This is a genomic window from Nostoc sp. 'Peltigera membranacea cyanobiont' 210A (assembly GCF_002246015.1).
In the GTDB taxonomy this organism is placed as follows: domain Bacteria; phylum Cyanobacteriota; class Cyanobacteriia; order Cyanobacteriales; family Nostocaceae; genus Nostoc.
Window position 1 is genome coordinate 386,061 of the sequence record NZ_NOLJ01000008.1, and the last position, 18,520, is coordinate 404,580.

Sequence of the window (18,520 nt, forward strand, 5' to 3'; positions counted from 1 at the left end):
AGATTTAGGGGTATCCCATCGTAGACATCGCTTTGAGTCTGGGAAACTAAACCAAACGATAAATAGTGATTTTTTGTTGGTTCTTAAGCTTGGTTGCGATCAAGAGTAATTTAGATGCGTTTGTCCTGTCCACTACAATTGCACAAAAGCCTTCACTTAATCTTTAAAGATATTTTAGTATATACACCGTATCTTTTGCGAGTTATAAAAATCAAAACAGGATTACAAAGCATCAAGCTCAACTTACATCTTCGAGCTTGTTTTACCCAACAAGAGTCATATATAAAGGCCTAATAATCTTTGTGATTTTCTTCTAATTTGTTGGAGTAATGAAACCAGTTTTTCATAGCTAGGTTTCAAGAAAAGTTCAGTCTTAATTCTCTTTGTGTTCTTCAAGGTTTATTACTAGAATGCTGCAAAAAATCTCTTTGGCTTTACTCGGAATGACTGCTGTGGTATGATGTCACTCTTCAAACGCTCACAACATAAAGCGATAGTGAAAGGATAAATTTATCCAGATCCCTGTTGAAAATCCTTAAGGATGTGTCTCTATGCATGACATAGAGACACATTTTTTTATGCAGTTTTCTTCACACATTCCCCTGATGCAGAAGTGAGAGGTGCATTTCTACGTGGAACTCAAAGCAATAATTTTATGGGATAAGCCAAAAAAACAATAAATTGTAGCGCTTGCTGGCATTAATACTGTAGTCAAGCCAACCGATCGCTCATATCCAATAATCAAAATATTATAAAATATTACTATTATGCCCTGGTATTCACCTTTTCCTGAAAACCTGCTGGAAAAGCGTAATCCCAGAATGATAAGCTAAACAGTGGCATAAATAGGATGAAGTAATAAATGGGTGTTTATTCAACGACTCCTCATCTCTTACGGGCTGCTCGTGGTGAAGTAGTAGATCGTCCCCCTGTATGGATGATGCGACAAGCGGGACGATATATGAAAGCATATCGAGACTTAAGAGATAAGTATCCTTCGTTTCGCGATCGCTCCGAAATTCCAGAAGTAGCAATTGAAGTTTCCTTGCAACCGTGGAAAGCCTTCCAACCAGATGGAGTAATTTTATTTTCTGATATTGTCACCCCATTACCTGGTTTGGGCATTGATATGGACATCGCGGAAGGTAAAGGGCCAATCATCTCTTCGCCCCTCCGCACTCAAGAACAAATTGATGCTTTGCGTCCTTTAGAACCAGAAGCAGCTCTACCATTTATCAAGACAATTTTGCAAGCGCTGCGCTCGGAAGTAGGCGATAAGTCAACAGTGTTGGGCTTTGTGGGTGCGCCGTGGACATTAGCAGCTTATGCAGTGGAAGGAAAAGGTTCTAAAACCTACTCCATCATCAAAAACATGGCATTTTCAGATCCGACGATATTGCATCAACTCTTAGCTAAATTAGCAGATGCGATCGCCATCTATGCCCGCTACCAAATTGACTGTGGCGCTCAAGTTGTGCAAATGTTCGATTCTTGGGCGGGTCAATTGAGTCCTCAAGATTATGACACCTTTGCTCTCCCCTATCAGCAGCGAGTTTTCCAGCAAGTCAAGCAAACCCATCCCGATACACCTTTGATTTTGCTAGTTAGCGGTAGTGCGGGTGTGTTGGAAAGAATGGGACAATCTGGTGCTGATATTGTCAGCGTAGACTGGGCTGTGGATATGGCAGACGCACGAGCCAGATTGGGTAAACAAATGAAAGTTCAAGGAAATCTTGACCCAGGCGTGTTATTCGGCTCTAAACAGTTTATCCGCGATCGCATTCTCGATACCGTTCGCAAAGCTGGTAATTGGGGTCATATTCTCAATCTCGGTCATGGTGTCTTACCAGAAACTCCAGAAGAAAATGTCGCTTTCTTCTTTGAAACGGCAAAGGAACTGAATCTTGCAGGAGTTAAGGCTTGAGAGTCAGGAGTTATGAGTTAGGAGTTAGGAGTTATAGCGTTTCCCAATCCCATGAAGTAGATCAGAGCCACCTCCTCGCTTGCGGGGAGGGGGTTGGGGGTGGGGTTCTTGTACATCACTTGGGACGAGAACCGCTATATAAAATATAAAGTGATCAGTTGCGAGGTGCAAAGTTATCTTTTATTCTTAACTCCTCACTTCTAACTCCTAACTTTATTAATAACTCCTGATTCGGAACTTTTAACTTTATTCTTAACTCTTTAGTTTTAACTCCTAAATTTTGAAAAACTCTTTATGAGCCAGAAGCGGATTTTAGTGACTGGTGCAAGTGGTTGTGTAGGTCATTATTTAACAGAAGCCTTAATTAAAGAAACAAATCACGAACTGTATCTACTAGTTAGGAACCCAAGCAAACTGCAAGTTGATACCAAGGCACGTTCAGGCATCAACGTTTTACAAGGTGATATGCAAAATATTCGCCAGTTTACCGATTTGCTATCCACAATTGATACAGCGGTACTCACAGCCACAGCTTGGGGTGGTGATGAGACATTTGATATTAATGTCGTTAAGACTATAGAGTTGCTGGAACTGCTAGATCCAGAACGTTGCCAGCAGGTGATTTATTTTTCGACAGCTAGCGTTTTGGATCGCTACAATCAACCATTGAAAGAAGCCGGGGAAATTGGGACAGATTATATCCGTTCTAAATATGAGTGCTTAGAGAAAAAAGAAAAATTAGCGATCGCACCCAAAATTACCACAGTATTTCCCACTTTAGTATTGGGCGGTGATGCCAATAAACCCTATTCTCATCTCACATCTGGCATTCCAGAAGTGACGAAATATATTAATGTGATTCGCTTTCTAGAAGCAGATGGCAGTTTTCACTTTATCCACGGACGAGACATTGCCACTGTCGTGCGATATTTGATCGATCGTCCTGCCAAAAATAATCAACCACGTCGGCTTGTTTTAGGTCAAGCACCGTTAACTGCTGATCAAGCAGTGAAAGAAGTTTGCGCTTATCTGGGCAAAAAGATTTACTTTCGCATTCCCATATCTATAGCATTGGCTAATTTGATTATTGTTCTGTTCCGCATTCGCATGGCCGCTTGGGATCGGTTTTGCATGAACTATCGGCATTTTACATACGAAAAATTCATCAATCCTGATAGCTTCGACTTGCCAAATTATTGTGCAACCATGAGTGATGTTTTGAAAATTAGCGGTGTTGAAAAGGCTAAAAATTGATTATAATCTGTGGCTTTTGACAATGTTTGGAAAATATTAGCAGAAAATTATCCTCATCTCGTAGAGAGCAATGGGGTCATTGGGTATGAGTGAAGAATGGAAAATTACCTCTTTCCTCTCTGCTCCCCAGTGCCTTGATTTGAGTTAAAAATATCAATGGTAAAATAAAACAACTTTAATAAAAAGTCAATAACTCTTTATTTTCGTTAGAGTGGGATAACAATCAAAGTGTGAGGATTGATACTACATGCGAATCTTGTTAGTGTATCCAATATTTCCCAAAACCTTTTGGTCTTATGAAAAAATCTTGGAGTTAGTCGATCGCAAGGTTTTATTACCACCTCTGGGTTTAGTAACAGTAGCCGCGATTTTGCCCCAAGAATGGGAATTTAAGCTGGTCGATCGCAACATCCGCCCCGCAACAGAAGCAGAATGGGCATGGGCAGATGTAGTAATTCTTTCTGCGATGATTGTCCAGAAACAAGATTTACTTGACCAAATTCAGGAAGCAAAAAAACGTGGCAAACTAGTTGCAGTTGGCGGCCCCTACCCCACCTCTGTACCTCACGAAGTTGAAAATGTTGGCGCAGATTTTCTGATTCTGGATGAAGGGGAAATCACGCTGCCCATGTTTATTGAGGCAATAAAAAGGGGAGACACATCTGGCACTTTCCGCGCCACAGAAAAACCTGATGTCACCAGCACACCAATACCCCGCTTTGATTTATTAGAATTGAACGCTTATGACATGATGTCGGTGCAGTTTTCGCGCGGGTGTCCCTTCCAGTGCGAATTTTGCGACATCATTGTTCTCTACGGGCGCAAACCACGCACCAAAACCCCAGCCCAACTTTTAGCAGAGTTAGATTGCCTCTACGAACTGGGTTGGCGACGGGGTGTATTCATGGTAGATGACAACTTTATTGGCAACAAACGAAATGTAAAATTGTTGCTGAAAGATTTAAAAGTCTGGATGGCAGAACACAAATATCCCTTCCGATTTGACACGGAAGCTTCAATTGACTTAGCACAAGACTCAGAAATGTTGGAGTTGATGGTTGAGTCTGGTTTCTCGGCGGTGTTTTTGGGAATCGAAACGCCGGATGAGGATAGTTTGCAAATGACCAAGAAGTTTCAAAATACTCGTAGTTCTCTAACTGAGGCAGTGGAAACCATCATCAAAGCGGGATTGCGCCCAATGGCTGGGTTTATTATCGGCTTTGATGGCGAAAAAGCCGGCGCAGGCGATCGCATTGTCCGCTTTGCTGAACAAGCAGCAATTCCCTCAACTACCTTTGCCATGTTACAAGCGTTACCTAATACTGCGCTTTGGCATCGCCTGAAAAAGGAAGGACGATTACGGGAAAATCAAGACGGAAACATCAACCAAACAACATTGATGAACTTCCTACCCACCCGTCCTCTAGAAGAACTTGCACGAGAATATATTGAAGCATTCTGTACTTTATACGACCCAGTACAGTACTTAGATCGCACCTATCGCTGCTTCTTGATGATGGGCTTGCCGAGTTGGAAAGCCCCAGCGAAAATGCCAGAGTGGGTAGTTATAAAAGCGTTGCTAATTGTAATTTGGCGACAAGGAATTAAACGCGAAACCCGCTGGAAATTCTGGCATCATTTGTTCAGCATTCTCAAGCGTAATCCTGGAGTTATTGAGCATTATATTTCTGCTTGCGCTCACAACGAGCATTTTCTAGAGTATCGCCAAATTGTGCGCGATCAAATTGAAAGCCAGCTAGCTGAATATTTGGCACAAGGTGCAGAAGAACCGTATGTTCTAGTTAAGGAAAAAGTAGAGGAAAAAGCTGAAGCGGTAGTCAGTTAAGTGTGGTAACGGTTAATAGGTAAGAGTTAAAAAATTACTTATTACCCGTTACTAAAACCAGTATGCTATTCAAAGTATGATAGTCGTAACTCGACACTCACTGAATGGCAAAAACACCAATTGCTCTCTATCTGCAAGGTAATGCTAATTCTCCTAGAATGGAGAATGTTAGACCTGACAAGGATATTGCCAGCTATAATAAAGATGGTCAAGTCTGGGTCGTGACTACTTTACCAGACGGGACATCGCCGGGAGGAGTATCTACATTTACCACTCAAGGATATGGTAAAAACTGGTGGAAATTAGAGTCTAATACTGAAATTCCTGAGCAAATAGAATTGGTCAATGACCACCATAACCAGTGGTTATGGAAACCTTCTAGAGCGATGTTGATAGACGAATACAAAGCAGCCTTGAAATAGGTAGGTGAATTATTCTATAAAGTAAGTTAATGCTGACAATATTAAAGAATTTTTTATTTTTAATTTAACTGAGGTTTTTGTATCCAGATCGCTATTGTATCTAGGAAAATTAAAATGAATCTGTCGTTTAAAGACATAAAGTTTATTATTGAAGCCATTGATCGCCTGATTGAGAAATACCAAGAGCGACTCAATCAAATCGAAGATACCAATGAAGATGAGGCTTCCGATCTTGGTAATGATACTATGTTTTTAGAGTCACTTCGTAGAAAACTAGCGAATAGCTTGAATAACAGTACTAATACCAATGCCTTGGTAGGTAATGAAGTTGTCCAACCATCATTGAATGCTATGCCAGAAAAGCCGCGATCAATAGGGCGATAAAAAATTAAGTAAATCTTCTACTGGAAAACTCCGTAAACCACTGGCAAAATTATTGAAACTTTGCCCCATATTAGGAAAATCAGCCAACAGTTTACACTGCTGTTTAATTTTTTCATTGAGTCTTCGAGCTGCATCAGGATTGTAGCGGATAATATAGTGATTAATCTCTTTGAGGTCTTGCTTGGCTGGAATTGTTAAAACGTACCGACTCATTATTTAGCAGCCTCTGCTTGTTGCATTTGAGCTTCAGCACGTCGGATATCTTCTTCAATTTCTGCAAATACCTCTTCACCATCAACTACTTCACCACGCTCTGATGCTTCAAGACCTTCTTGGATTTTAGCTTTTAATTCTGCTAAACGTTTTTCTTGAAGGCGATCGCGTTCATCTAGCAATCTTAATGCTTCACCCATCACCTCACTCACTGAGTGATATCGACCACTATTAACTTTATCCTTAACCAACTGCTCCAGTTCTGGGGTCAAAGATACATTCACAACTATTACCTCATTCCATTTACTCTATATCCTAACCGAAAGGAGTTGGAGCAAGGCTAAAATAATTCGTAATTGATAATACTAGCCTGTAGCGATTATTACTAATAACAAATGACAAATGACAAATGACAAATTAGTTAATTCGCCGCTGTTTGAGCTTCTTGATAAATTATTTCTTGGAACTGGATCATATCTTTTTGTGGATCGGCGTGGCTAACTTTTACCACTATCTGTTCGCCTAAGTTCACAGAACGTTTGAAAGCCATTGGCAACTGCAAGCCCAAATCTTCTAACAAAATTAGGGCTAAGTTGCTGTCTTCTCGCAGCCACATCAAAACTGTGACATCCCAAGTTTCCTCTGGATGACGGCGTAAGTACTCTAGAGCATAATATCTATTAGTTTGTCGTTCCACCATCGTCACTTCTTGGGTGATGCTGGTGACAGTCATCATCACTTCTTTAAGTTGATCTGCGGAAAATGGCAGAACTTCACCCCGCAAATGGGCTTTAATTTGAAAGTGGGTGAGTAAGTCACTGTAGCGGCGGATGGGAGAAGTTGCTTGGGTGTAAGTATCCAAGCCCAAACCAGCATGACGCAAAGGTGTAATGCTCATTTCACTCTTGGGCATACAACGACGCATGGCGCAAGCGCGAACGAATCCGGCTGGAAGTAGAAGTAATTCCTCATCTGGAGGTAATTCTGGTTGCGGTTGACCGCGAAAAGGCAAAGGGATGTTATGAGTTTTACCATAACGAGCCGCAACTTCACCGGCAACAATCATCATTTCTGCTACCAGTTGCCGTGATGGGGAATCGTCCAAAATATCGATGTGGATCTCCTCACCTTTGACTTTGATCGTTGCTTCGGGCATGGTGATGCTAATTGCCCCTTGGGCGTAACGCCAAGCTCTGCGCCGCTGTGCCCAAGTTGCGATCGCAGCAATTTCTGGTTCTGCTTGTACCCGCAATTGCAGCATTTCATCTACATCTTCGTAGGTGAGGCGATAAGTCGGCTTAATGAAGCTGGTATGAATGCTGTAATCTTCTACTCCCCCACTTGTCCCTAAAATAATCCCAAAACTGAGGGCGCAGCAAACCTTTCCCTGGATCAGACTCATTGGCCCAGTTGCCAACACTTCTGGAAACATGGGAATCATTCCCGTCGGCAAATAGACTGTACTACCGCGCTTTCTGGCTTCCAAATCTAATTCATCTTCCGGTACTAACCATCTAGTAGGATCGGCGATATGCACCCAAAGGCGTTCCCGTCCATCGGGTAGAATTTCCCAACTTAGACCATCGTCGATCTCTGTGGTAGTTTCATCATCAATGGTGTAAACCTTCAGGTGAGTCAGATCAAGGCGGTTTGTATCTGAGTCAATCGGCGGGAAATCCAAACGCTGTTGCGCCACTTCTAATACCTTATGAGGAAATTGAATCGGAATTGAAGAACGACGCAGGAACAAGTTTTCATAAGGACTCCAGCAACCCAAATCTACTAATAGTTGAAAAGCCCCTTGGGGCGTTGTGGGTCGTCCCAGCATGGTCATAGTTTCTAATACTGGAGCGCTGGGCGGATAAGCACGAGCTAAGGAGTCATAATTAACTCCCGTCCGCACAGTGTCAGCTATTAGCGCTGCATATTTTTCTAGTCCTTCTAAGCGCTGGCGATCGTGGCGCTGCCACTCTACTGCTTCACCTTTGAGCGCCTGCTCTACGCGAGTTAAAAATTCCTGCTGTCCTTTAGCTTTTAGTGCCTCTACTTCCAGTTGGTGCTTGCGTTCTGCCACTTGAGCGGCAGTTCTCGGCTCGTAAGCGTCTCCTTTTTGCTTGAAATAAAGTTTGTCGTCTGATAACAAGCAATAGGCGGCGTAACGAGGAGGCGCGGCTGATTCTGAAAATAGCAGATTCGCCATTTGGTCTGGGGTAACTGTTTCGCCATCTTCAACCAGTAATTCCCAAGCCACTTCTAAACTAGATGGGTCTAAATAAGGCTTGATCTGCTCCAAAAAGCTGGCAATCTCAGAAGCCTTGTAAGTCTGTCCGGTAACTGTATAGGTTATTTGTCTAGGCGCGAGGCTGTGGGATTGACCACGTTCGTCTACCACAAACCAGCGGGTTTTACCGTCTGGACGTTCTACGATGCCCAGACGGCGATCGCCTTGAACCCTAAATTCAACTAGCGTCCCCTTCTCCACAACTCTCGCACTCTAATTTGGTGAACAGTTTAAATAGTTTTAAGTTAGGAGTTAGGAGTTAGGAGTTTTGATTCTTAACTCATCACTCATCACTCATAACTCATCACTCTTTTTAGCCTTCCGCATTGATAAATGGCAACAAAGCCACAATCCGCGATCGCTTAATTGCTAATGTCAACTCTCGCTGTTGCTGAGACGTAAGCCCGGTAATCCGACGTGGCAGTATCTTTCCCCGCTCGGTGACAAACTTACGCAATAAATCAACATCTTTATAATCGATTGGTTCTCCTGGCTTGATCGGAGAAAGGCGACGACGGAAATAACTCATCTTTTTTACTTAATTTCCTTGTGAACGGTATGTTTATTGCAGTGGGTGCAGAACTTTTTCAGTTCTAGCCTGTTAGTGGTGTTGCGGCGATTCTTAGTACTGGTATAACGGTTAACACCAGCAGAACGCTTATCCGAATTTGTCCGGCACTCAGTACACTCTAGTGTGATAATAATGCGGGCACCTTTACTCTTAGCCATAATCTTACAAACAGTGAAGCCTGAAGAGAATTAACACAAATGACTATCTTCTCACATTCCGCCGCATATTTCCAACTAATCTTTTAATTTTTATATCGAGCGAGTAGCCACGACGCGACGAAACGATGAAAGTTCCACAATAGCGATCGTGTAAAGCCTGCCGCATCTGGGTATCAGAGAAGGCAGTCCCGCAATCAATGGCTAGGGGAATTACTAGCAGTATAGCAGTGGGATTGGCTCTAATATTGCTCAGGGCAATTGACACTAATAAAGCACCCAAGCCAATAATCGCCTCTCGCTTCACCAGTGAGAGTAAATCGGGAATTCTGCCTACTACTTCCCCATCTTCAACTTCCAACACCTTTAAATCGAACGCCCAACGCCCTAAACTTTGCCCTTGATTGTTGTATACCACCACTACCCGCAAAACTAGCCAAAGTATTACAAAAACTAAGATTTCAACAAATTGAATCCCGATATCGCTGCCTCCCAGTAGGGAACTGACTAACCAGACACCAAGGAAATCAAGTCCCAATGCCATACCTCGCCGCCCAATCTCAGCTTTGGGATAGTGTTTTTGGGGAAGTCGTTCGATAGTCATACAAAATAAGTATTTTTATTTAGGGGTTGGAGAATAATGATTACTCCTGTTTTTTATATTAAGATGATGACTTGGGTTTGGCATTTAAACTGTTATACATAAAATTTTCATAATTAGGGTGGGTAATACTTTGGCGTGAGCGCTACTTCTCTACGAGAGGCTGTGCCAACGACAAGGCTCAGTACAATTCAGTCGAACGCTGTCCACCCCACAAGAGTCTGTTTTTAGGAAATCTTGTATTTTTGTAGAAACTTAAATTTTAACTAATTTGGAAGTTGTATCATGATGCATCTGTTTGCTAAAACAGCTATTGGCCTGGTGACGACTACTGCTTTAGGGTTAGCGATCGCTATAACCACCAACAACCTAGCTCATGCTGCTGAGTTCAAATTTAACTGGAAAGGAGACACTGGTTATTCAGCTAAAGGTTCATTTAACTACAAGACAACAACTACTCCAAGCGTCATTTCTGAAACTGGCTTGGGAGCTACGAAAAACTTGCAATCTCTTTCAATTTCCTTCTTTGATCCTTTGAGTAATCTGATAAATAGTTTCACTCCAGTGCTTAATGGGATATCTAACTACAGCTATTTGAGATTAAACTTTGATAGCACTAAAGAGCAAATCTTTGGCCCATTTGATGTTGGCAAGGATAATGACCTTCCTGGCGACACATGGCTTAATAATAATCTCGCACTCATAGATGAAGGTTTTAGCAATCAGGTTCTAGCTAAAGAATTTCATTTGAACAATAGAGATGCAGCACGCACAGAGCAATTACTAGATTTAAGTAACAATTCAGTTCAGGTATCCAAAGTCCCCGAAGGAAGCATAATTATCGGTTTACTAGCAGTGTGTAGCTTGGGACTTACCGCTTATAGAAATCTAGACAAAGCTACCCAAGAATAAAAAAAGTCAGAGGCGATCGCTATGTTATCAGTCAGCGATGCACAAGCAATTATTTTAAATTTGGTGCAGCCGTTGGATCGTCAACGGGATACAGAAGTTGTAGATTTATTGACAGCAGATAGTCGCATTTTGGCAACACCTGTCACCAGTCCGCTAGATTTTCCCCATTGGGATAATTCAGCAATGGATGGCTATGCAGTCCGCTACGAAGATGTACAGCACTCTACCGCCGAACAACCAGCTATTTTAGAAATTGTTGAAGAGATTCCGGCTGGGTATCAGCCCAAGTCTACGATTCAACCAGGGCAAGCCGCGCGGATTTTCACAGGTGCGGTAATCCCAGCAGGTGCGGATACTGTAGTCATGCAAGAGAAAACACGCCGCGAGGAAAACCGCGTATTTATTCTAGCTGCACCAAAACCGCAAGAATTTGTCAGACACAAAGCATCTTTCTATCAAGCTGGAACACAACTACTACCAGCAGGAATTAAGTTAAATGCTTCAGAAATTGCTGTGTTGGCAGCAGCACAGTGTCCGCAATTAAGTGTTTACCGCCGTCCGCGTGTGGCAATTTTTTCTACTGGTGATGAGTTGGTGACAGTCGAACAACCGTTGCAACCAGGGCAAATTGTGGATTCTAATCAGTATGCACTGGCAGCTTTGGTGAGACAAAGTGGCGCAGAACCGTTAATTTTAGGCATTGTGAAAGACGATCCAGTTGCTTTGGAGAAAGTCATTGCTCACGCCGTTGCGATCGCTGATATAGTTCTCTCTTCTGGTGGTGTCTCGGTGGGAGATTATGACTATATTGACAAAATTCTAGAGTCACTAAAAGCAAAAATCCACATTCGGGCTGTACAGATGAGTCCAGGAAAACCCCTCACCGTCGCCACCTTTCCCAGTCCCCAGTCCCCAGTCCCCAGTCCCCAGTCCCCACTCTACTTTGGTTTACCAGGAAACCCTGCTGCTGTGTTGGTGACATTTTGGCGGTTTGTGCTACCAGCAATCAAGAAACTTTCAGGAATTACTGAAGGTTGGGAACCAGTATTTTTGAAAGTGCGATCGCATGATGAATTGCGATCGAACGGCAAACGTGAAACTTACCTTTGGGGTAAATTGCATTTAATTAATGGAGTTTATGAATTTCACAAAGCTGGTGGTAGTCACAGTTCTGGCAATTTAATTAATTTAGCTCAAACCAATGCCTTAGCTGTTCTACCTGTGGGTAAAACATTAATTTCGCCACAAGAAGAAGTGCAAGTTTTGCAGCTTAGTAATGGGTAAGAGGGAGTCGGGGAAATTAGGAGGACAAGGAGAATAGACCTCTTGCAAAAGTCCCTAACACCCCACCCCCAACCCCTCCCCGCTCTTCGGGAGGGGAGACAAAGCGTAGCTTTGGCGGGGTGGGGTTCTTTCTTATTTTTGATTTATGCAAGAGGTCTAATAACTATGCCCAATGCCCAATCTTAAAATATCTGCTCAAAAGCCTCAATTAGGCTGTTAACTTCCTCAAGGGTGTTGTAATGCACCATACTCACCCGGACTATTCCACCTTGGGACGCTAACCCCAGGTATTCAATCAGCCGTTTAGCATAAAAGTCTCCGTAGCGAATCCCAATATTATGTTGGTCAACTTTTATCGGAATGGTTGAGCTATTTATTCCATCTACTACAAAAGATATAGTTGGTACACGGAATTTACGGTCAGCCTTTGATTGACCAATCACTCGCACATTAGGCTTACTGTTGAGGTAATTGAGGAGGCGATCGCTAATATGTTCTTCATGTATGCTAATTAAATCAAACGCTTGCACCATTTGATTTCTCAAATCAGGTGCAGTTTCATTTCCGTAGTGCAGTTGTGCTAATTCACTTAAATAATCACATAAACCTAACATTCCATAACTTAATTCAAAATTGACATTCCCTAATTGAAATTTATAAGGTACATCTGTCTGGTCAATAAAATAATGGTTAAGACTAGGTAATCTTAATAAATGTTCTTCTTTGCCATAAAGTAAGGCATGATGCGGTCCATAGACTTTATAAAAACTCAAAGTATAGAAATCAACATCTAAATCTTGGACATCAACTAATCTGTGCGGTGCATAAGCTACACCATCTACACAAATCATAGCGTTGCGATCGTGTACAAATGCAGCAATTTCTTTGATTGGATTGATGGTTCCCAGAACATTAGAAGCATGAGTCAAGGCTACCAGTTTGGTGCTATGACTCATCAATGGTTCTAAATCTGCTAAATGAAGTTCCAAAGTATCTGGTCGAACTTTCCACACTTTAACCTTCATTCCTTGTTTTTCAAGAGCGACCCAAGCACCAATATTAGCCTCATGGTCACAATTAGTAACAATAACCTCATCACCAGGTGTAAAGGTTTGACCCAGACACATTGAGAGAACTTTCAACATCATTGTAGTAGATGGGCCCATAACCACTTCTTTATCAGAATTGGCATTAATGAAAGTAGCCATTCCCCTAGTTGCTAAAGCCAATCGTTCTCCAGCAAGTTGAGAAACCCCATAAGAAGCTCCCAACTGGACATCAGAACTCAAGAGAAACTCGCTAATTCTATCTACTACCTTTTTCAGGGTTTGTGACCCGCCAGCATTATCAAAAAAAGTCCATTCACCAGCTAGAGCCGGAAAATATTGACGAACTTTATCAAGATTCAGAAGCATAGTATAAGTTTTCTAGAGAATTCTTTACCCTAGCCTACCTTCTCACAAGTCGCCCAGAGAGCATTTACATCCTCTTTTGGTCTTTGCAGCTTGTTGTGGGAGCCTTCTTGCTCTAAACATCTGGTGACAAAGAATGTAAAGAGATGTAGCAATGATATGACATACAACGTTTTGTAACTACATAAAGTACACCCCTCCCCAACCCTCACGCCACTTGCTAAATATCGGGAACGCTAAGAGCAAACAAGTCGGACTGCTCAACGTAGTGGCGACTCTTACTAAGGGGAAGGTGATGGAGTATTTCTGCATTTTACGTTGGCGCAGCCTCTGTCTCCGACACGCTGTTCGCGTTGGTAGAGAAGTTGAAATCTGTTGTATCTAACTTATAGCAACGATTAATGTCTTGATTCTTCACAATTCTCTCCAATTTTATTTGATAAGTTTAAGGGAGAGTCAAAGCAACTATTGTTTTGAGTCTTAATTCCTTGATTGAAAACAAAGGAAGGACTTATGAACACTACCACTACGGTTAAATACGACATCAAGGTTATCAAGGAAGAGGCGCTTCAACTTGTTAAAAAGGGACTTCTTAACCGTCAGCACCCAATTTACACCATCTGTAAATATATTCCTCATCGTGACTGGGTTAATTTTGAACTGGAGTTAGAAAAAAATGAATTTTTACTCAGAGATAGAATTATCGACCTACTGAATCACGAATCATGGGAAAATGATTGAGACTGCATTTAGAAGCTGAACCACCATTAGCTACATCCCAATAAAATCAAAATTACAAATTCATTTTTCAACATTAAAAACCCTCGAATAAATCGGGGGTTATAAGTAAGAGGCTATTAAAGTCAGCAATAAATCTTGATGAATGGCTTAGGTGCTGGAAAAGAGAAGAAAACCACCGCTAGCATAGCAATACAATAATTCTCTATTAAGCCTGTTTTCTTGTTCTAGCTGTGTCAGTTAATACCTTGTTGTTGGGTTGCAGCCTCGCATTTTATGGCAATTTATTACTAGAGATCAAGATAAAATAATTATACCAACCTATTTCAGTCAATTGTATTAGGTTGTATTAAGTAGATAACTCTTCTAGCCCAATCCATTCGGTAATAGATTGCCATTGCCTTGCGTAAACAGTAGTACTGCTACGTTTTTCTTTTGGAGTTTTTCTAGGTAGTTTACCCATGACAACATCAGCGAATGAACTAGATTCGTTCCAATCATAAACAGGCATTTCCTGCCAGCAGTGGCGACAAAACCAGTAAGTCTCTGCACCACGTATATGTTCTAAAAGTAAGCTTGAGCAGCAAGGACAGTAATTCATATTTTTCTCAAATCCTGTTCATAAAAGTGTTATTGCAATTCAGGGCAGCTACCTGAGAAGCCCGTAAATATTTAAAACAAACTGTCTATATTTTGACTATAGTCTTTAAATATAAGGAACTTGTGAAGATAGTTAAAATACTTAATCAATTATAAAAACTTATACATATTTTTTAAGTAATACTTTCAGGCTGATTTAGCGGTTTTTTCACAAAATCCTCAAATTATATTCAGATAAATTCCAGGAAGATTACTATAATTGACAAATTAACCATAAGATTCAACGAGCAACTGCTTAAATTAGCTAGCTTAAATCATGTTATTAATTATTCTCTACGATCGATTAGCCCTGATAGTTTTTTAGTCGAAGCTATTGTCTTGATCGGTCAGAAAATATTCAGCCAATTGAAATAGAGCAAGTCCGCAGCCAAAGTCAAAATAACTTAAAATTATGGGTTGAGGCACAATCGGCTCAAATGATGCAAGTTAATCAGGAACTTCAGCAAGCCCTCGAAGAACTCCAGGTTGTGAAAGAAAAACTGCACCAAGCTTACGAGGAGTTAGAACAACGAGTGACGGAAAGGACAGCAGAACTTGTGATGTCTAACGTCCTGTTGCAACAAGAAATTATTGAACGCCAAAGTGCAGAAGTTGCATTACGGCAGAGCGAAAACCTCTATCGCCAGCTTGTGGAAAGCCAAACTGACATAATTATCCGCATTGATTTGCAAGGGCAGATTACCTTTGCCAATGTGGCAGCTTGTCAAACCTTCGGCTGGAAACAAGATGAGTTTCGTGGTCAGTCATATTTCCAGTTTCTTCATCCAGATGACTTGACTCAAGTGATGGAAAGTATCACAGCTTTAGGATATTCATCCCATCCCTTGACTAATTATGAGCGATGTGCATTGACAGTCAACGGTATCCGCTGGTTTCAATGGAATGCGATCGCAATCCATAATGACAAAGGAGAGGTTGTTGAAATACAACAGGTAGGCAGAGATATTACCGAACAGCAAGCCACGCTACACGACCGCCAACTTGCCGAAGCAGCACTACGCCAAAGTGAGGAGAAATTTCGCACTTTTTCGGAAAATACCCACGCCACGATCTGGATTGGTAGTGCAGATTCATTCTACCCTTTGTACATTAGTCCTGCTTATGAGAAGATTTGGGGTCGATCTTCCCAAGGTCTATTTGAGCAGCCAACATCTTGGGTAGACACAGTTCATCCAGACGATCGCGATCGCGCCACCCAATCAATCGAGCAACTACTTAGTGGCAGTCAATCCATTTCAGCAGAATACCGGATTTTGCGACCTGATGGAGCGATCCGCTGGATTTGGAATCGGGGTTTTGCTGTCTATAATGACCAAGGACAAGTTAACTACTATGGTGGCATTGCTGAAGATATCACCGAGCGCAAGCTGGCGGAACAAAAAATCTCCGAACAAGCCGCTCTACTTGATATCGCTACCGACGCCATATTAGTTCGAGATTTCCAGTCTCAAATTTTATTCTGGAATAAAGGTGCAGAGCGGATGTATGGTTGGCTTTCTACAGAGGTTATTGGCAAAGACCTCCACGATATTTTATACCCAGCCGGAACTCAGCAGCAATTGAAAGAACCACTAAAAAGCGTTATTGAGAGTGGCTCGTGGCAAGGTGAGTTACATAAAGTTACAAAATCCAGTCAGAAAGTTATTGTGGAAAGCCGTTGGACATTGATGCGCGATTCTGCCGGAGATCCCAAATCCATCCTGACTGTTGACACTGACATCACTCAAAAGAAACAACTCGAAGAGCAGTTTTTTCGCACCCAGCGATTGGAAAGCCTTGGTACTCTTGCAGGTGGTATTGCCCACGACTTGAACAATATATTGACACCAATTTTGGCATCGGCTCAATTATTACAGGGAAAGTTTTTCCAAGACGAGGAGCGTTCTGGGCAATTGCTGACACTGATAGAAAGCAACGCCAAACGCGGAGCAGCTTTAGTGAAGCAAGTCTTATCCTTTGCACGGGGATATAAAGGAGAGCCGACAATTATTCAAGTCCAGTATCTGATTTCAGAAATTATCCAAATTGCTAAACAGACATTTCCCAAATCTATTGAATTTTCCACCATTATCCCAGAAGAAATTTGCGCGATCGCTGGGGATACTACACAACTACATCAAGTGTTAATGAATCTGTTAGTAAATGCCCGCGATGCTTTACCAGATGGTGGCAATCTCAATATTTCTGTGGAAAATAAGTTGATTGATGAAGCTTATACCAGAATGAATCTTGATGCCAAGGTTGGGCATTATATTGTGATTACCGTTGCCGATAACGGAATTGGGATACCACCAGAAATATTAGATAGAATTTTTGAGCCATTTTTCACCACAAAAGAGTTCAACACAGGTACGGGACTCGGACTTTCAACAGTGTTGGGCATCATTAGAAGCCATGACGGTTTTATTAAAGTGTCTAGCAATGTCGGTAGAGGCAGCAAGTTTGACCTGTTTTTACCAGCTGTAGAAGCAACCCACTCATTTAAGATAGAAGACCTGGATTTGCTCCCAGGAGAGGGAGAATTGATTTTAGTTGTAGATGATGAAGCCCAAATTCGGGAGATTGCCACAATCATCCTAGAAAATCATAACTATCAGATACTCACTGCTAGTAATGGCATAGAGGCGATCGCACTTTATGCCCAACACAAGCATCAAATCAATGCTGTGTTGATGGATCTAATGATGCCAGAAATGGATGGAATTACCGCTATTCGCACCTTGCGAAAAATGAACAACCAGCTTCAAATCATTGCCTGTAGCGGGCTGAACTCAATGGAAGTGTTTGCTCAAGGTGCTGATGTTAATGTGCAAGCAGTTTTATCAAAACCCTATACAGCCAGAGAATTATTGAACACTTTACACCACCTATTGAGAGGCTAGTACCGCAAGGCGGAATTAAAAATTAAAAATTAAAAATGAATACAACGTAAGTGTTTCATTGATTTGGAATGGGTGGTTTATTTTCGCCGTGCTGTACTAGTAAGGAGAAGGGGACAAGGGGAAAAGGGGACAAGGGGGACGAGAAGAATAAGCATATCCCATACCCAATTCTTCACAAGATCCTCAGATTGGTTTCCTAAATTTAGAGCATAGGCAACGTTGGCAAAATAGGGTTAATCCGGTTGATGAATATTGTTAGGAAGATTAATGATAACTTAGCGATCGCAGGGCAAATTACACTAGATTAGCTGGGACAAATAGCTGATGAGGGTTATAACTCTGTACTGAACCTACGTTTGCCCGACGAAATAGGCTTGCTGGCTAATGAGCAGGAGAAGACTGAGCTTTTGGGAGTGTATTACGTTAATATCCCAACTAAACCTGAAGACATTAATCATCAAGGTATGCTCCAGATATATCAGATCATCACTGAACTATCCAAACCGATTCTGATACATTGTGATAATTCAATTCGTTCAGATGCAATAGTATGGTTGTATATCGCCCTCAAACAAGGCATAGCATTTGAAAAAACACTGCAAAAAGTTATTAATTTAGGCTTGATATAAAACGAGTATTTGAATTTTTAAACTACTCGTAAGGATAGGGGATAGGGGATAGGCAATAAAAGATTATAGATATACGAATTTTTGAGAAATAAAATTGTATTTTTATATAATTTAATTCTGCTAAGACTAATTTTTTATGAAGCTGCATAGAATTCGATCCCCCCTAGCCTCCCTTAATAAGCTACCGTGTATACACAAGTCTGTTTTACCTTTGTATCCCAGAACTACCCCCTTTAATCCTCCCGTTTATTGGGGGAAAAATAAATCTACTTCCCTCCCCTTTATAAGGGGAGGGTTAGGGTGGGGTAATTCGACAGACTGGTTGTGATTCGATAACTTGTGTATACACGGT

The 18,520-nt window shown here is 41.6% G+C and carries 18 protein-coding genes; 10 read left to right on the forward strand and 8 right to left on the reverse strand.

Annotation, left to right across the window (positions count from 1 at the left end):
• Positions 1-862 precede the first annotated feature (862 nt).
• The 5 genes from hemE to CDG76_RS26020 all read left to right on the forward strand — a co-directional run bounded on the left by hemE (position 863) and on the right by CDG76_RS26020 (position 5,830).
• Positions 863-1,924 (forward strand): uroporphyrinogen decarboxylase, encoded by a 1,062-nt coding sequence (gene hemE, locus CDG76_RS26000; RefSeq protein ID WP_094351766.1) that lies wholly within the window; start codon positions 863-865, stop codon positions 1,922-1,924.
• A gap of 294 nt (positions 1,925-2,218) precedes the next feature.
• Positions 2,219-3,178: an NAD-dependent epimerase/dehydratase family protein gene (locus CDG76_RS26005; RefSeq protein WP_094351767.1), complete on the forward strand. Its 960-nt coding sequence runs from the start codon at positions 2,219-2,221 to the stop codon at positions 3,176-3,178.
• Positions 3,179-3,425: 247 nt separating this feature from the next.
• A complete protein-coding gene (locus CDG76_RS26010; protein WP_094351768.1) occupies positions 3,426-5,024 on the forward strand; it encodes a B12-binding domain-containing radical SAM protein in 1,599 nt (532 codons plus the stop codon).
• Positions 5,025-5,128: 104 nt separating this feature from the next.
• Positions 5,129-5,446 (forward strand): hypothetical protein, encoded by a 318-nt coding sequence (locus CDG76_RS26015; protein WP_094351769.1) that lies wholly within the window; start codon positions 5,129-5,131, stop codon positions 5,444-5,446.
• A gap of 114 nt (positions 5,447-5,560) precedes the next feature.
• The gene (locus CDG76_RS26020; protein WP_094351770.1) at positions 5,561-5,830 is read left to right on the forward strand and encodes a hypothetical protein; all 270 of its coding nucleotides are present in this window, start codon (positions 5,561-5,563) and stop codon (positions 5,828-5,830) included.
• Here the strand turns inward: CDG76_RS26020 and CDG76_RS26025 are convergent.
• The 6 genes from CDG76_RS26025 to CDG76_RS26050 form a co-directional block, all read right to left on the reverse strand.
• The gene (locus CDG76_RS26025; protein WP_094351771.1) at positions 5,816-6,043 is read right to left on the reverse strand and encodes a type II toxin-antitoxin system RelE/ParE family toxin; all 228 of its coding nucleotides are present in this window, start codon (positions 6,041-6,043) and stop codon (positions 5,816-5,818) included. The genes CDG76_RS26020 and CDG76_RS26025 overlap by 15 nt on opposite strands.
• Complete coding sequence (locus CDG76_RS26030; protein ID WP_094351772.1) at positions 6,043-6,327, reverse strand: type II toxin-antitoxin system ParD family antitoxin; 285 nt, start codon at positions 6,325-6,327, stop codon at positions 6,043-6,045. Before CDG76_RS26030 ends, CDG76_RS26025 begins: the two co-directional genes overlap by 1 nt.
• A 137-nt stretch (positions 6,328-6,464) precedes the next feature.
• Positions 6,465-8,525, reverse strand: a complete 2,061-nt coding sequence (locus tag CDG76_RS26035; RefSeq protein ID WP_094351773.1) for a ribonuclease catalytic domain-containing protein — start codon at positions 8,523-8,525, stop codon at positions 6,465-6,467.
• Positions 8,526-8,637: 112 nt separating this feature from the next.
• Positions 8,638-8,853: a 30S ribosomal protein S18 gene (gene rpsR / locus CDG76_RS26040; protein ID WP_012411240.1), complete on the reverse strand. Its 216-nt coding sequence runs from the start codon at positions 8,851-8,853 to the stop codon at positions 8,638-8,640.
• Positions 8,854-8,858: 5 nt separating this feature from the next.
• Positions 8,859-9,053 carry a 50S ribosomal protein L33 gene (gene rpmG / locus CDG76_RS26045; RefSeq protein WP_094351774.1) on the reverse strand — a complete coding sequence of 65 codons (195 nt, stop codon included), beginning with the start codon at positions 9,051-9,053 and terminating at the stop codon, positions 8,859-8,861.
• A gap of 43 nt (positions 9,054-9,096) precedes the next feature.
• Positions 9,097-9,654 carry an RDD family protein gene (locus CDG76_RS26050; RefSeq protein ID WP_094351775.1) on the reverse strand — a complete coding sequence of 186 codons (558 nt, stop codon included), beginning with the start codon at positions 9,652-9,654 and terminating at the stop codon, positions 9,097-9,099.
• A gap of 282 nt (positions 9,655-9,936) precedes the next feature.
• On the opposite strand from CDG76_RS26050, the gene CDG76_RS26055 reads away from it, so the two are divergent.
• Both CDG76_RS26055 and CDG76_RS26060 read left to right on the forward strand, forming a co-directional pair.
• The gene (locus tag CDG76_RS26055; RefSeq protein WP_094351776.1) at positions 9,937-10,563 is read left to right on the forward strand and encodes a hypothetical protein; all 627 of its coding nucleotides are present in this window, start codon (positions 9,937-9,939) and stop codon (positions 10,561-10,563) included.
• A gap of 21 nt (positions 10,564-10,584) precedes the next feature.
• A complete protein-coding gene (locus CDG76_RS26060; RefSeq protein ID WP_094351777.1) occupies positions 10,585-11,847 on the forward strand; it encodes a molybdopterin molybdotransferase MoeA in 1,263 nt (420 codons plus the stop codon).
• 182 nt (positions 11,848-12,029) lie between these two features.
• On the opposite strand, the gene CDG76_RS26065 is transcribed toward CDG76_RS26060, so the two are convergent.
• The gene (locus CDG76_RS26065) at positions 12,030-13,262 is read right to left on the reverse strand and encodes a cysteine desulfurase-like protein (protein WP_094351778.1); all 1,233 of its coding nucleotides are present in this window, start codon (positions 13,260-13,262) and stop codon (positions 12,030-12,032) included.
• 510 nt (positions 13,263-13,772) lie between these two features.
• Between CDG76_RS26065 and CDG76_RS26070 the strand changes: the two genes are divergently transcribed.
• Positions 13,773-14,000, forward strand: coding sequence for a DUF4327 family protein (locus tag CDG76_RS26070; protein WP_094351779.1), 228 nt, complete (start codon positions 13,773-13,775; stop codon positions 13,998-14,000).
• Between the two features lie 346 nt (positions 14,001-14,346).
• Here CDG76_RS26070 and CDG76_RS26075 read toward each other — a convergent pair whose 3' ends face one another.
• Complete coding sequence (locus CDG76_RS26075) at positions 14,347-14,598, reverse strand: hypothetical protein (protein WP_094351780.1); 252 nt, start codon at positions 14,596-14,598, stop codon at positions 14,347-14,349.
• Between the two features lie 475 nt (positions 14,599-15,073).
• Here CDG76_RS26075 and CDG76_RS26080 point away from each other — a divergent pair, with 475 nt between their 5' ends.
• Together CDG76_RS26080 and CDG76_RS26085 are read left to right on the forward strand one after the other, a co-directional pair.
• Positions 15,074-17,539 carry a PAS domain S-box protein gene (locus tag CDG76_RS26080; protein WP_223265388.1) on the forward strand — a complete coding sequence of 822 codons (2,466 nt, stop codon included), beginning with the start codon at positions 15,074-15,076 and terminating at the stop codon, positions 17,537-17,539.
• Positions 17,540-17,895: 356 nt separating this feature from the next.
• On the forward strand, positions 17,896-18,168 hold the full coding sequence (locus CDG76_RS26085; protein ID WP_317616140.1) for a hypothetical protein: 273 nt from the start codon (positions 17,896-17,898) through the stop codon (positions 18,166-18,168).
• Positions 18,169-18,520 lie beyond the last annotated feature (352 nt).